This window comes from Trinickia fusca (assembly GCF_003628145.1).
In the GTDB taxonomy this organism is placed as follows: domain Bacteria; phylum Pseudomonadota; class Gammaproteobacteria; order Burkholderiales; family Burkholderiaceae; genus Trinickia; species Trinickia fusca.
Genome location: NZ_RBZV01000002.1, coordinates 1 through 16384, shown reverse-complemented (window position 1 = coordinate 16384; position 16384 = coordinate 1). Strand labels below are relative to the sequence as shown.

5 protein-coding genes and 1 tRNA gene are annotated in these 16384 nt (G+C 61.8%); 4 read left to right on the top strand and 2 right to left on the bottom strand.

Annotation, left to right across the window (positions count from 1 at the left end; translation table 11 throughout):
* Positions 1–5 precede the first annotated feature (5 nt).
* The 3 genes from tilS (at position 6) to D7S89_RS04565 (ending at position 3257) form a co-directional block, all read left to right on the top strand.
* Entirely contained in the window at positions 6–1460 is a 1455-nt protein-coding gene (tilS, locus tag D7S89_RS04575) for a tRNA lysidine(34) synthetase TilS (protein ID WP_245982705.1), read from the top strand.
* Between the two features lie 288 nt (positions 1461–1748).
* A complete protein-coding gene (locus D7S89_RS04570) occupies positions 1749–2999 on the top strand; it encodes an aspartate kinase (protein WP_121276123.1) in 1251 nt (416 codons plus the stop codon).
* A 164-nt stretch (positions 3000–3163) separates the two neighbouring features.
* Positions 3164–3257: transfer RNA gene (locus D7S89_RS04565), tRNA-Ser, on the top strand.
* A 225-nt stretch (positions 3258–3482) separates the two neighbouring features.
* Here the strand turns inward: D7S89_RS04565 and D7S89_RS04560 are convergent.
* Complete coding sequence (locus tag D7S89_RS04560; RefSeq protein WP_121276121.1) at positions 3483–3875, bottom strand: hypothetical protein; 393 nt, start codon at positions 3873–3875, stop codon at positions 3483–3485.
* A gap of 74 nt (positions 3876–3949) precedes the next feature.
* Complete coding sequence (locus D7S89_RS04555) at positions 3950–5635, bottom strand: S10 family serine carboxypeptidase-like protein (RefSeq protein ID WP_121276119.1); 1686 nt, start codon at positions 5633–5635, stop codon at positions 3950–3952.
* Between the two features lie 623 nt (positions 5636–6258).
* Between D7S89_RS04555 and D7S89_RS04550 the strand changes: the two genes are divergently transcribed.
* Positions 6259–16384, top strand: a 10126-nt coding sequence (locus D7S89_RS04550; RefSeq protein ID WP_147426590.1) for an RHS repeat domain-containing protein, incomplete at its 3' end; no start/stop codon positions are given.

Genomic DNA, 16384 nt, shown 5'->3' with positions numbered 1-16384 from the left:
ATGCCGTGACTTCCCCCCTCGATCCCGCCGCCGAGCGCCTCGTTCTCGAAGCGCTCGGCGGTGTGCTTTCCGGCCTGCCATCCGATGCGCGTATCGCCATCGCCTATAGCGGCGGCCTCGACTCCACCGTCTTGCTCGATGCGGCCGTGCGCGTGGCCGGTGCGGCGCGTTGCGTGGCACTGCACGTCCATCATGGCTTGAGTCCGAACGCCGGCCATTGGCTGGCGCATTGCCGCGCCACCGCCGAAGCGCTCGGCGTGCCGTTCGATGCCGAGCGCGTCGAGGTGCGCCAACAAGCCGGCGAAAGTGTGGAAGCGGCGGCGCGCGAGGCACGCTATGCGGCGCTCGATACGATGTGCGCGCGGCATCGCGTGCAGGCGTTGTGGCTCGCGCACCATGCCGACGATCAGGCAGAGACGGTCCTGCTGCAATTGCTGCGCGGCGCGGGGCTCGCGGGGCTGGCGGCGATGGGGCGTCAGCGCGTCGATGCGAGCGCGCCCGTCCCGCGCATGCGGCCGTTGCTGAACCTGTTGCGTGCGCAGCTCGAACGCTACGCCCAAGTGCGGGCGCTGCGTTGGATCGAGGACGAATCGAACGCCGATACGCGCTACGCGCGCAATGCGTTGCGCCATGACGTGATTCCGGCGCTGACCGTGCATTTCCCCGGCTTTCGCGACGCGCTGGCGCGCAGCGCTGCTCATGCGGCGACGGCGCAACGGCTGCTCGACGATCTCGCGCGCATCGATTTCGAGTTGATCGCGCGCGACGACGGCCGCGCGTTGTCGCGTGAGGCGCTGGTGGCACTCGACGATGCGCGTGCCATGAACGTGATGCGCTGGTGGGTGCGCGAGCGTGGTTTGCCGGCTGCTTCCACGGCGCGGCTGACGGACATGATGCGTCAGTTGCGCGAGGTGAGTGCCGAGCACGGGCTGCGCATCGACCATGCGGGACGTTGCCTGCGCTTGTACCGCGACCTCATTCATTGGGATGTGCCGCCTATGGAGCGATCGTCGCTCGAGTGGGCCGAGGCGGGCGATTCGAGTGCGTCGGGCGATGATCGCGTCGAGGTGCTCGAATGGCATGGCCAGGAGGTTTGGCATCTGCCGCGGTGGCGAGGCTCGCTCGTCTTCGCGCCAGTGGCCGCCGGGGAAGCGGGGGCTGACACGGTGCCGGAAGCATGGCTCGCGAGCGCGCCGCTCGTGGCGCGCGCCCGTACGGGCGGCGAGCGCATGCGGCGCTTTCCCGGCGCGCCGGCGCGCACGCTCAAGAACTTATTCCAGGAGCAGGGTGTGCCGGCTTGGCAGCGCGACGTGCCGCTGTTTTACGTCGGTGATCGGCTGCTTTATGTTCCGTTGATCGGCGTGAACGGCGCTTGGCGGGAAGGCGCCTCATTGCCCCCGGACGCTGCCGACGGGCCGTGCCGACGGGTCGAATGGCGCCCCGATCTTCTGTTGGCGTAAGGCATCGCCGGCCACACCGGCATGCTGCGCTCGCTTGTCTTTTCGCGTTCGATCTAGTACGCTCAATCGCTTGCCCGATCCGCATTTCCAGCTGTTTGTGCGCGTTTCTTGCGTCATGCATTGAATTTTGCGTCCGCATCGAGGCATTTTTCGCGCGCGCTGTACACATGCAATGGCCGCCATCCCTCGTCGTCGTCGACGCGCTCACAAGGCCGCGAGACCGAACGGCAATCTTGTAGTTTAGGTTTGAGCGCGTAAGCGCGGTTTCTCCTCCAGTTCAAAACGACAATGGCACTCATCGTACATAAATACGGCGGCACCTCGATGGGCTCGGTCGAGCGCATCAAGAACGTCGCCAAGCGCATTGCAAAGTGGCACCAGGCAGGCCATAAGATGGTCGTCGTGCCTTCGGCAATGTCCGGCGAGACGAACCGACTGCTCGGTCTCGCCAAGGAGCTTTCCAGTCAACCCAGCCCGCGCGAGCTCGATATGATCGCGTCGACGGGCGAGCAAGTGAGCGTTGGCCTTCTGTCGATCGCGCTGCACGAAGCCGACGTCGAGGCAGTGAGCTACGCCGGCTGGCAAGTGCCGGTCAAGACCGACAGCGCGTTCACGAAAGCGCGCATCAACGAGATCGACAGCGAACGCATCATGAGCGATCTCGATGCGGGCAAGGTCGTCGTCGTCACGGGCTTTCAGGGTGTCGATCCCGACGGTCACATTACGACGCTGGGCCGAGGTGGCTCCGATACGTCGGCGGTGGCGATCGCGGCCGCGTTGGAGGCCGACGAGTGCCTGATCTTCACCGACGTCGACGGGGTCTACACGACCGATCCGCGCGTCGTGGAAGAAGCGCGCCGGCTCGATCGCGTGACGTTCGAGGAAATGCTGGAAATGGCGAGCCTCGGCTCGAAGGTGCTCCAGATTCGCTCGGTGGAATTCGCGGGCAAATATCAGGTGAAGACGCGCGTGCTGTCGAGCCTGACCGATCCGCTGATGCCGCTCGAAGAGGAAATGAAGTCCGGCACCCTGATTACCTTTGAAGAAGACGAGACCATGGAAAAAGCAGTCATCTCCGGCATCGCGTTCGCACGTGACGAAGCGCGTATCGCGGTCAGGGGCGTGCCCGACAAGCCCGGCATCGCTTATCAGATTCTCGGTCCGGTGGCCGACGCGAACATCGACGTCGACATGATCATCCAGAACCAGAGCGTGCACGGCAAGACCGATTTCACGTTCACGGTTGGCCGCAACGATTACCAGCGCGCCATGGACATCCTCGTCAATGAGGTGAAGGGCCACGTCAGCGCCGAGGAAGTGGTCGGCGATCCGAAGGTGTCGAAGGTGTCGGTGGTGGGCGTGGGCATGCGTTCGCACGTCGGCGTCGCCAGCAAGATGTTCCGCACGCTGTCGGAAGAGGGCATCAACATCCAGATGATCTCGACCTCCGAAATCAAGATTTCGGTGCTGATCGACGAGAAGTACATGGAGCTCGCCGTACGTGCCTTGCATAAGGCGTTCGAGCTCGATCAGGCGTAATCGGTGCTATGTCCGCGCGGCAGCTCGACTGCCGCGTGAAGGGCGTTCGGCAGGCTCGATCGAGATGTATGTAAAAAAATGCATCGTAGGATTTGACCTGGCTGATTGTTCCCGTTAATATCTTGGTCTCGTCGCGCTGCACTCCCGGCGCGAGCGAAAGTTTGGGAGACGTGGCCGAGAGGTCGAAGGCACTCCCCTGCTAAGGGAGCATCTGGGCCAAAACCTGGATCGAGGGTTCGAATCCCTCCGTCTCCGCCAGAAATGGCGGAAAGCCCCGCAAGTTCTCGGACTTGCGGGGCTTTGTTTTTGGTGCGTCCATTTTGTCGGTGCGTCTCGCCGTGCTGGGAACGGCATCGGCCATCACGTATCGGCAAGCTACACGAGCCAGTCTACCGAGCAGCGCAGACGGGCGCTGGAGCCGCGGTCACAGCGTGGCGGTGACGCGGCCGGCCGCACGAAGTTGGGCGGCCGGCGCGCTCAGGCTTACTGCTGTTGCTGCTGGAGATACTGCTGCACCTGCTTCAGCGTGACCTTGCCGCTCTGCGCGGTGTCGATCTCCTGGAAGTGCTGGGAGACATAGCCCAGGCCGCTCGCCTGCGCCTGAGCCTTCGTGATCGCCGCGTCGTTGCTGAATGCTTTGTTCGCGCCGAGGCTCGTCGCTAGCCGATTTTGGGCCTCCTGCTGAAGTGCTGCGCCAGTCGATGGCGTAACGGACGCGGCGCGTGCACCGCGCTGGAGGAACGGACCATCCACGCCGCCACCCGGCAGTGGCGTGGCGGGTGAGACGGCTTGCAGCGTCGATGCGAAGGCGCTCCCCGCGCTAAGAACAAGCGCTGCCGCCAACGATGCGCACCGCAACAATGAGATCTGGGACATAACGTAACTCGCAAAAAGAAGTGTCACGAGCGGAAGCCCACGGCCAAACCATCGGGCTCCGCTCAGCATCAAGATCAGGGGGCAGTCGTGACCGTCGGCTTGTTAGCCGGGCTCTGGTCCGGCCACGGCGCTGCCAGTTGCGACAGCGTCACTGCGTTCGAGATCGGCTGGTTCTGGTAGTACGACACGAGGTCGGCCTGCATTTGCGGTCGTGCGACGTTATCCAGATAGATCATGTGCCCGCCCTGGTAGAAGGTGAGCTGCAAGCTCGGATTCAGCCCCTTCACCGTTTGCAGCCGCGCCAATTCCTTCTCCGTCTCGAAGTACGGTGTCGCCAGATCGTGATAACCGTTCGAGGACAGCACCTTCAGCTTCGGATTGAGCATCAGCGCCGCGAGCAGATCGGGGATCGTGTCCGGTTGGGGCTGTCCCGCGTGACTGAAATTCCACACGCCGATGATCTTGTCGTTCAGCGTCTGGTACGTCGCGTTCGGTGCCTGGTAACCCAAGTAGGCCGGCATCTGTGTCGCGAGCGCGGTCGTGAACGGCTGCGTGATCAGGATGTCGGACGGATCGTTGTCGGCGGCAAGGCGCGTATCGCTGTTCGGCAACGAGACGCGTCCATCGTAGCGGCCGATCGTGCTGCCCGGCACGAGCGCCGTCTGGCCGGGCGAGGCCTCCGTGTCATAGAAATACTGGAAGTAGGCGGAGAGCGCCGCTGGCGTCAGGTTCGTCTGCGACGACCAATTGGCGAGCGTGGTGGCGGGAATCGCAACCTGTTGTGCAGCGGTCGAGTATTGCACGATCGGCGTGTACTGCGCGGCGACGAAATTCCGGACTTGCTGCGAGTAGGCACCGAGATTTGTCGGCGTCGGCGAGACCAGGTTGAAATAGGCCGCGACTGCCGCGTAGGACGGGAACGATCCGGCCGAGGTATCTCCGTTGGAGGCCATGTAGTTCAGGATCGACGATTGCAGCACGATGCCAGTCAACGGGACACCGGCCGATTCGAGCGACAGCGAGAGCATGTCCGTGCGCGGTGTGCCGTACGATTCGCCGTACAAATAAAGCGGCGAGCCGGTGAGGTTGTTCACGCTGATGTAGCGCCGGATGAAGTCACGCATCACTTGCACGTCGGGATCCGAGCCCCAGAATGTCTTGTTCGTGTTCGGCTGGATCGCTTCCGACAAACCGGTGCCGGGCGGATCGATGAACACCATATCCGTGGTGGCGATCAGGCTCTCCGGATTGTCGACGATCGGGAAGTTCGGCCAGTTGGTCATTAACGGGTCGGGCGTCGCGACGCGAGTCGGTGCGAAGGAGCCGAGGCGCAGCCAGACCGACGACGACCCCGGGCCACCGTTATAGAAGAACGTGACCGGGCGGGGCGAGCCGCTCGTGTTCTGTGCGACGTACGCGACGTACGACATCGTGGCTTCCGGATTGCCGCTCAGATCCGAAGCAGTCAGGTGTCCCGTGGTGGTCGTATAGAGGACGGTCTTGCCGCCGCTGGACCACTGGTGATGCATCACGGCCGCCCGCTCGGTGACCTGCGCCGCAGGCAGCGAATCGCCGGCGTTCGGCGAATAGGCGACGTTATCGGTGTACGTTTGGTCGGCGGCCACCGCAGCGGAGCTGGCACTATCATCGCCGCCGCCGCATCCTGCCAGCGCGAGCACGCCCAGCGCCAGCGTTGTCCCTCCTACGCGCCGGGCGACTAGACCGATTCCAGCGCCATTCTTGGTGCTTTTTTCTCTCATTTTTATCCTTATTCGAATTTCTGGTATTTAAAGAGCGGGTGTAACAAAGGCAGCGCTCGTTTGCAGAAAGACATTAGGTTTTTATTGCCTATATGTCTTGTAATTAATCGTAAGAACACAAAATCGTTGAGTCAACCGGGTTAGTGGTTGAGTTGTGTCGAATTCTGTCGAATTTTGTATCGAAGACTGCGGCAGTCCTCGCAACCGACGTGCAGCACCTTGTCTTGTGTTAGGTGTGTCGATGCGAAAAGGAAGTAGAGGGCCGGGTGATGCCTGGCCACTGCCACCGTGGTAGTGGCGCGCTGTCCTTCCAGATCTCTCCAGGCAGCGCTCGCTCTTGGATCTTCAAATTTACGCTTTGCCGGCTTTTATTTCCCTTTCGATGCCCTGCTGCAGCGAGTCGCGTGCAGCCTCGAAATTGTTTTGTGCCAGTTGCGTCATCCCAAGTGAGAAGAGCTGGAGTGCGAGTTCTACATCGGAGTGTTAAACGAATTCTTAAATCCTTGGATAACTTGCGTAGATGGGAGTAGATCCGTACGGCGGAATGTGCATTTTCAAGCCGATCCGGTAAGCGTTCCCGAAAGAATGGCGTAAGCCAAGGCAATATTTCCAAGGAATAGTGAATGGTAGCGATTGTTACGGGTGAGCAATGCGGTCTGTCTTTGTCGTCCCTGTCCCTGTTGGGACAGCGTGGGGTAACCGGTAATGCCGCAGGCGGGCGCAACGGGGAACTCGCTTACGTGAACGCCGCGACGGGCAACCTGGTGTTGCAGGGCCGTGACGACTATCTGGCGTCCCACGGCGGTCCGGTTGGCGTGCTGCGTACCTACAACAGTCAGGGTCAGTTTGCCGATGGCGGAAGCGACTGGATTTTCGGCGCAGCCCAGTGTCGCCTGCAGGTCAACGGCACCATCGGCGCAACCAGCAGCAGCATCACGCGCACGGGTCCGGACGGCGCACAAACCACCTTCACATTCGATGTTGCCAGTGGGACGTATGTCAGTAGCGACGGGGCGGGCGCTAACGACCGGATCCGCTACGACAAGACAACGAATGGCCTGATTCTCACGAATGGCACGTCCAACGTGAGCGAGAGCTATGAGTCGGGTGGTCTCGGGCGGGTGCTGAGTACGACCGATCCCGCAGGCAACAAGGTCGTCTATGGCTACGACAGTCAGAACCGACTGGCGAGCATCGGCGACGCCAGCGGTGAATCGATCGCGTTCGGTTACGACGGCAGCGGTAACGTCACGTCGATCAGCACGAAACTGAAAGACGGGACCGTCGTCACCGGCGTGAACTATGCGTATGACAGCCAGAAACGGCTGACCGGTGCGTCCGTTACGCTCAATCCGGTGAACGGTAGCGGTGCCGCAGCACACGTCTACACGACGACCTACACCTACGATGGCAGTAGTGAGCGGATCGCCTCGGTGACCCAGTCCGACGGCACGACGCAATCGTTGACCTACGTCCAGGTCGGCACCGACTATCGCGTCGCGTCGCTGACCAGCGGCGATGGGCACGTTACCCGCTTCGACTACGATACGGTCAATCGAAGCACGACCGTGACCGACGCCCTGGGATTGAAGTCGACCTATAGCTACGACGCGCAGGGGCGGCTGACACAACTGAGCAGCCCGGCCGTCGCAGGCGTCGCGCAAACGACGACGTTTTCGTATGGGACCGGCGGACACGTCACGCAGATCGTCGATGCATCCGGCCATGCCGTCACCATGCAGTACGACGGCAACGGCAACCAGGTCATGCAACAGGATGCTTCCGGCAACACGATTACAAGAACCTTCAGTGCGTCCAATCGGCTCCTGACGGAAACGGTCTATTTGACCCCGGCCAACGGCACCACGGCGCCTCAACAACCCCTGACGACGCGCAACGTCTACGACGATCAGGGGTTATTGCGCTTTACGATCAGTCCCGAAGGCCGAGTCTCCGAGTATCGCTACAACGGCACTGGCGAGCGTACGTCGATCATTCAATACGGCGGTAGCAGCGCCTATTCGCTTGCTGCCCTGAGCCCCACGGACGCTCCGACGCTCGCGCAAATGCAGTCGTGGCAGGCAAAGGCCGACATGACGCAGGGCTCGCGGGTCGACATGACGTACGATTTGCGTGGCTTGCTCGCGAGTCAGACCACCTATGCGAGCGTCGATGCGCAGGGTAACGGCATTCAGGACGGCAAGCAGGCGAAGACGCAATATGTCCACGATCAGGCCGGCCGTCTGCTGACCACGATCGACGCACAAGGGAACACGACGCAGGTTCTCTACGATGGTCTGGGGCGTGTGCTCAGCACGACCGACGCACTCAGGCACACCACGCTCACGCAGTACGACGACGCGCACAACAAGACCGTCGTCGCGCTGGCCAACGGGCTGACGACGATATCGGCCTACGACAATGATGGGCTGCTGATCAGCCAGGTTCAGACCGATGCTGCGGCTCACGTGCTCGGGCAGACAACCTATACGTACGACGCGGATGACCGGCTGCGGATGACGCAGGACCCGACGGGGGGGCGTCATTACCTGCTCTACGACGATGCCGGACGCAAGGTGGCCGACATCGACGGCACCGGCGCACTGACCGAGACACGCTACGACCAGAACAATGCGGTCACGGAGACGATCGCCTACGACACATCGGTTAGCGCGTCGAATCTGGCCAGTCTGCTCGATGCAAATGGCAATCCCGCCAATGTGACGCTCGCGTCGATCAGACCCGCATCCAGCCCATCGGACCACGTCACGCGAAACATTTACGACGCGTCCGGCCGGCTTGCCATCACGATCGGCGCCGCTGGCGGGGTGACGCAAACGGTGTACGACGGTGCATCGCGGATCGTGTCGGTGATTCGTTATGCGACGCCGGTCAATCTCGTCAGCCTGGGAGACAACCCGACCATGGCCGGTGCTACACCGACGCCGTCTGCACAGGATCGGATTGCCCGGAATTTCTACGATGAAGATGGTCTGTTGCGCGGCACGCTCGATGGCGAAGGCTATCTCGTCGAATATCGATATGACGCGTCGGGGCGCCAGGTCGAGCGCATCGCCTATGCCCATCAGACCGATGCGTCACTACGCGCCAGCGCGAATCTCGCTGCGCTGATGCCGTCGGCCGATGCGGCCGACATTTACAGCTATACCCTTTACAACAGCCGCGGACAGGTCACTGGGCAGATCGACGGTGAGGGCTTTCTGACGGAAAGCCTCTACGACAGCGCCGGTAATCTCGCGCAGAGCATTCGCTATGCGACGGCAGTGACCGCGCAAGCAGGCGCTACGGTTGCGTCGTTGCGGCCGGTATCGAGTGCAGCAGATCAGGTCGTCAGCTATACCTATACGGCGCTGAACCAGCGGGCAACGAGCGTCGATGCGGAAGGAACGACAACGGCATACAGCTACGACAGCATCGGCAACCTGATATCCACCAACCGCGCGGCCGGTACGGCCGATCAGCGCACACTGACGAACCGCTATGACTTGCAGGGGCGTTTGACCGGCGAGTTATCTGCCCAGGGGGCGGCGCTGCTCAAGGACGGCCTCACAGCCGATCAGATCAACGCGATCTGGACACAGTACGGCACCACGTATACCTACGACGCGGCGGGCAGACGTACCGGTGCAACGGATCCGAACGGCAACACGACCCTGTTCTACTACGATCAGGACGGCCGGTTGACGCAGACGGTCAATGCGCTTGGCGAAGTGCAGGAGCGCCAGTACGACGCGTTAGGACAACTGACTGGTACGGTGAAATACGGCACGCGTATTGCCATCACCGGCTTGACCGGTGGGCTGGCGAATGGGGCGTTGATCAACGCACTCGATACGATTCGCAATCCGGTGCTCGATAGTCATACCTCGATAACCTATACGGCTACCGGCCTCGTCGCGACGACGACCGATGCGTTGGGCAACGTGAATTCGAACACCTACGACGCATTCGGCGACGTCGTGTCGAGCCATACCGCAATCGATGCCGCGCAGGCATTGACGCAGACCTTCAGCTACGACCGCCGCGGTTTGCAGACGGGTACGGTAGCCGATCCGCTGGGCATCGCCGCTGCCGCATCGACGCAGTACGACGCGTTTGGCCGTGCGATCCGCTCGGTCGATGCGAACGGCAATGTACGGACCCAGCGTTACGACCGCCTGGGTCGCGTCATCCAGACCGTGGACCCGGTCAATGCACAGCGCTCGACGACATACGACGCCTTTAGCCGCGTGCTCAGCACCACCGACGCATCCGGGACGACCACCTACACCTATGACACGGCTGGCCGCAGTGTGACGGTGACATCGCCCGGCGGCGTGTCGATCACGACGGTGCACACGCGCAACGGCCAGACAACCAGCGTCAAGGATGGGCTGGGCAACGTGACCAGCTTTGCGTACGACAGCAACGGTAACCTGATCCAGACCCGTACGCCGCTCACGCAGACCGCGAGCCAGTATGACGCTGCCAACCGGCTGATTCAGACGACGGATGCGAACGGCAACACGGTCATCTACAGTTACGACGCCGCCAATCGGCTGCTTCAGCAACGGGTCGATCCGAATGGACTGAACCTGACTACGTCGTATCAATACGATGCGAAAGGGCAGCGGATCACCACCACCGATCCAAACGGAACGGTGACGCAGATCCGTTATGACGCGAAGGGGCAGCAGGTCAGTCAGACGGTCGATCCGGGCGGCTTGAATCTTGTCACGCAGTACAGCTACGACTCACGCGGCAAGACGCTTACGGTGACCAGTCCGACGGGGATTGTCACGCAGTATGTCTATGACATTCTCGGCCGTCGCATCGAGCAGCATGTCGATTCCAGTGGCCTGAACCTGACTACGCGCACGACGTACGACAAGAACGGCAACGCAGTCAGCGTCACTGATCCGGATGGCAACACGACCCGTTACGTCTACGACGCGAACGACCGCCAGGTGTTTGCGATCGACCCGATGGGCAACGTGACGCAGACGGTCTACGATCAGGCCGGACACGTCGCGCAGACCACCGCTTATGCCACGGCGGTCAGTCTGACCGGCTTGAGCATGACGCCGGCGATCGGCGACGTACAGGCGCTGCTCGTTGCCAATCCCGCCACCGATATCACCCAGATCCGGCGTTACGATGCCGACGGTCGTCTAGCGTGGACTGTCGACGGGACAGGCGGCGTAGTCCACTACGAATACGACGCCAACGGCAATGCGACGAAACGCACGGTCTACGCGAACCGGCTGAATGCGAGCGATCTCGCCGCGTTGCAGAAGTCCGACAGTCATCCGTTACCTGTCGCGGATGCCGCGCATGACCAGATCATTCGCACTGCCTACGATTCGCTGGGCCGTGCGGTGTATGCGATGGATGCCACCGGAGCGGTGGTCGAGCAGCACTTCGACGGCAACGGCAATGTGCTCGAGCGCATCAGCTACGCTAAAGCGATGGCGGCCGAGCAGTTCACAACGTTGCAGAATATTGCAGCCTGCCTTCAAGGTGTTGCCGATGCAGCCCATGATGGGCATGTCGTCAACCAGTACGATGCGGCCAATCGCCTGCAATATACGGCGAATGCGGCGGGCGCGGTCAGTCAGTTTGTCTACGACAAAGACAATAATCTGACATCGCGAACCGACTATGCGACATGCCTGAAAGGGCCACTGACTGCCGGTTCGAATCTGTCGTCGGTCGTCGCCGGTGCAGCTGACCGGACGACCCGGTATGCGTATGACACGGCCAATCGGCGAATCGCTACGCTGGACGCTGCCGGGGCACTCACGGCGCAGATTGTCGATGCTGCCGGCAACGTGGCGAAGCTCGTCCAGTATCGGTTCGTCGACGCCACCGTTAAAACCGCTGCCGACGCGTATGCCCGATATATCGGCTCGGTCAACTGGGACTCGACATCGGGCGCTGCGCATTGCGTCACGCTCAACACCTATGACGCCGCGGGGCGTTTGATCCAGAAGACCACGAGGAGCGGCGCGACGGCGTCTGCAACGGTCAGGTACGACTATGACGCAGCGGGCAACCTCACCAAGACCACCGATCCACTAGGCGGCACGACCACGCAGAAGTTCGACGCCTGCGGCAGAAAGACCTCGACCTCGGTACTTCTGAGTGCTGCGACCGCCACGACCCCCGCGCAGTACGCGGTGACGACGACGCAGTACGACGCGTTCGGCAACGCCGTTGCCGTAACTGATCCTCTCGGGCACACCGGATATTTCTATTTCGATCACAACAACCGTGTCGTTCTGCAGGTCGATCCGCTCGGTTATGCCACGCAGACGACCTATGCCCCGTCAGGCAAGCCGGGTCTGGTGACACGCTATGCGACAGCGGTCGCCGGCAAGCTGTCGATTTCGGCTCCGCCGACCTTGACCGTCAGCACGAGCGACGCCACCACGACGTTCGAGTATGACCAGGACGCTCGCCTGATCAAAAGCACGGATGCCCAGGGCAATGCCGAGTCGTTCGCTTACGACGGCGTCGGCAATCGCGTCAGTCATACCGGCAAGACGGGTGGTGTCACCGTCAGCACCTACGACAACCGCGGCCTGCTGCTGAGCGAAACCTTGCCGGTCACGTCGAGCGACAGTACGGGTGCGCAGAAGTCCGTCGTCAACGCATATCGCTACGACGCGTTCGGCAACCGTACGCAAATGATCGAAGCGGCAGGCTTGCCCGAGCAGCGCACCACGACCTATGCGTACGACCCGGACAACCGCCTGATCACGCAAACGGGCGATGCCATTGCGATTCAGGATGCGCAGGGATCGCGCACGGTGAGTCCGACCCAGCACTGGACCTATGACGCAGCAGGCAATAAGACTTCATGGACCGACGCCAACGGCAACGTCAGCCGCTGGGCCTACGATGCGGCCAACCGGAAAATAGCTGAGCTGAGCGCGGTCGGCACCCTGTCGACCTGGAACTACGATGCGGCCAGCAATGTGGTCAGCGCACAGGTGTACGACGATGCCGTCGCGCCAAACACCGACGGCACGATTCCCAATCCGGCGGCCGGCGCGGCCTGTCGCCAGACCACCTATACGTACGATGCCGGCAATCGCCAGATCGGCACGCAGGTCACGGGGGTAGCCTACGGTGAGCGGCCGCCGGGCGGCACGAACTACGACTACTTTGTCGCTGCCACCATCACGACGTCGCGGCAGTACGACGCGCTCGGCAACGTGGTGGCGCAGACCGATGGCCGGGGCAATACGACGCGCTCGTACTACAACGCGCTGGGACAGAAAATCGCGCAGGTCGACGCGAACAACGATCTGACGGTATGGACCCTCGATCAGAACGGCAATACGACCGAAGAGCGTGATTATGCGAACCGGCTCTCCCTCGTGGTTGATGCAACCACGGCCGTCAGCCAGCTGATCGCGAACGTTGGGTCCAGTACGAGCGACCGGATTACCGACTCCACCTACGATCATCTCGGCCGTTTGCTGACGCAAAGCAGGCTGGCGGTACAGAGCGCAACGATCGACGGCAACGGCGGCCTGACTCAAACGACGGGTGCGGCGACGACGCGTTACGTTTACGACGGCTTGGGCAACGTCATCGAAAAAACCGAGGCGAACGGTGACGTGACGGACTGGACGTTCGACGCGATGGGCCGTCAGATCGAGAAGAAGGGGGCTGCCTTCACGGATTTCGAAGGTGCGCTGGTGCGGCCAACGACCGACACCGTCTATGACGGACTGGGCAACGTGACGGAATCAATCGCGCGCGGCAAGGTCAGCACGGGCGACCGGGTCACGCAATTTACCCATAACGCAGCGGGCTATCGGACCGGCCAATTCACGCAGGGAGTCGCCGGGTCTTACCAGTACAAGACCGACGCGGTGGGCAATACGACCGAAGTGGACGTGTATGGCCTTGACGCCAACGGCAACGCAACGCTCGATTCGACCGTGATTGGATACGATGCGGCCAATCGAGAAATCTCCCGTCAGGCGCGATCGGCGAAGAACGGCGACCCTGCGCAGGGATGGATCAACAGCGTCACGCACAACATCCGCTACAACGCCCACGGCGAAATCACGGGCAAGGGCCTCAACGGAAGCTATACCGAATTCGATCAGTACGACAGCCTGGGGCGTCTCTGGAAAACCAACTCAGGAAACGGGGCGACCAAGGTCTACCTGTACGACAAGAACGGCAACGCGACGATGTTGATCGAGTCGGCCGGTGCCGATCTGTCCGGCATGACGCTCGATCAGATCATGCAGACCAGTTTGACGCAAGGCGCGTCGAGCGATCCTGTTGTGGCCGCAGCGATTGCGGCCGGCGGTGTTCACATGACGGCGAGCGTGTACGACGCGAACAACCGGTTGACCGACACCTATCAGCCGACCATGCAAAGCGCGCAGAGCATGGGGGTGGTCCAGCGGTTTCTGACACAGCAGGCCGGCACCAACTATACGGTCGGGCAGGTGCTGGTCGGACCCACCGCGGCGGACGCGGCGCAGTCGTCGGCACTGCCTGATCCTTCTGTGCGGGGCGGGGTTGCTATCAGTGGTACCGGACTAGGTATATCAGCTACGTTTTCGTATACCTATACATTTTGGCCAGCTGGTCGGAACGAGAATTTCAGGGTGCCGCTTGTAACGGCGGAAACGTACAACGTTTCGGTTCCAGCCGGGTTGCGCTATGGCACGGGCAACCTCCATTTCGCCGTTGGGGGAAGGGACGTTTTGGGTCCCTGTCACTGGAATCAAACCGCTTTTACCTGGTCCTATCCCGACCCAATGTCCGGCCCATATTCCGGTCCTTTCGATCCTTTCGATCCTGATGGCCAGCCATTTCCGCTTCAGGTATTTCAGGATGTTCCTGGTGGAGGTCGACGCCTTATTGCTGTAACGCAGGGCATCACACATCCTTCACCCCCTAGGGCTGGCAACGGGCAGCACGGCAGCATGTCGGGGAGCGGGGGAATGCCGTCACTTCTCCAGATTCAGGGGCAGTCTCCTTCGACGGCCCGGATCCTGGCCATGCGACGCCCGGCCGGTTCGAACGGGGCATGGACGCCGTTTTACCTGTCGCCCATGATGACCGCCGCAGGCGCTGTTATCAGCGGGTGGTACGTCACCGACTGGTCCGGGTGGGGGGCCGGCAGGTGGGATTACCAATACTTCGCGCACGACGGAAACGGCACGGTGCTGAACGCCGAAACCGGCACGATCGACACCACCAATCCGTCCTGGCCGGGCATCAGTCAAAATGCGCTGCCGATCGGGGGTGTCGGGCAGTCGTACATGACCAGCGATGGCAATTTGGTGTTCCTCGGTCAGCCGCCTTCGGCACAATCGCTAACGGTCAGCTATCGGAAAATGCCGTCGGGCGCGTGGGCGACTCGTGTCCTGGGCGCCTACCCAACTGGCTGCTTTCAATTCTCGCTCGCGGGTCTCAGCGGCGACTATGAATACAGGATCGCCAGTTATACCGGCTGGAACGCCGGGAGTCTGCTCAGCGAGGCGCGCGGTACGTTCAACCCTGCCGGGTCGGCATCCGCATTGACCTCGTTGACCAACATCCCCGAGAACGTCACGTTCAACAATCAGCCGGCCAGCTCGGCAACCATGGACCTGACGTATTCGGTGAACGGAGGACCAGGAACGACCGTCACGCTCGGCTGGGATGCCACCCGGCAGCAGTTCAATTGGGATGCTAGCGCGGTGGCGCCCGATCCGATGAAGTCCTACCTTGTGACCTACAGCTTCAAGGTCAAGGACAAGAACGGCGCGATCGTCAATGCCGGCAGCAATGGGCAACTCAGACTGGGATTCAATGCGGGCGAAGCCGCGGCGTACACACCGGACCAGCGGCCGCCAACGGTGACCTTCAGTCCACCCAACGTGCCCAATGCCACCCAGATGGCGTTGCAGTATCGCACTGCCGGTTCGACCGGACCGTACACGCCGGTCGCACTGGTGAAGGACGGCAACGGAAACTTCGTATGGGATGTCACCGGGCTTCGTCCGGCAACAGGGGCACTCAATCTGGAATATGCCTACACGCTACTGGATGCAAACGGCAACAAGGTGGCCGGATCGAACGGCTTTTCCATCGATGAGGGAACGCTGACCATCAACGCCGACGGTAGCAGCAACACGTGGCGTCTCGCGTGGACCGTGACAGGCCTGAACAACAAGTCGACCGACAACGCGCAGGATGCCATCCACCGTAGTCAGGCCTATGACGCATTCGGCGATATCGTCTCCGAGACCGATGGGCGTGGGAATACGACGACGCTGGCCTACGATACGAACGGGCATCTGATCCGCAAGACGGCGCCGCAGACTCACGCGACCCAGGAGGACGGGACGGTCGTCTCCGTCACGCCGACCACCAATTACTACTATGGTGCGTCGGGTCTTTTGGCCGGCGTCCAGGATGCCAACGGCAACCTCAATACGCAGACGCGGCTGGCCGGGTTCGGCACGGCAGGCAACAGCAGCGATAGCCGCTACGCGACGACGCAGTTCGAAGCGGGGGGCGTCAAGAAGACATTCGGCTACGACATCTTCGGCGAAGTGATCACGCAGACGGACGAGCTCGGCCGTGTGACGACGAATACGTACGACACGGCCGGCCGCCTGATCAAGGTCAGCAGGCCGGGTGGCGACACCGATAGCTACACCTACGACACCCAGGGTGAGCGCATCAGCCACACCAACGCGCTCAACCGGAGAGAAACCACCGATT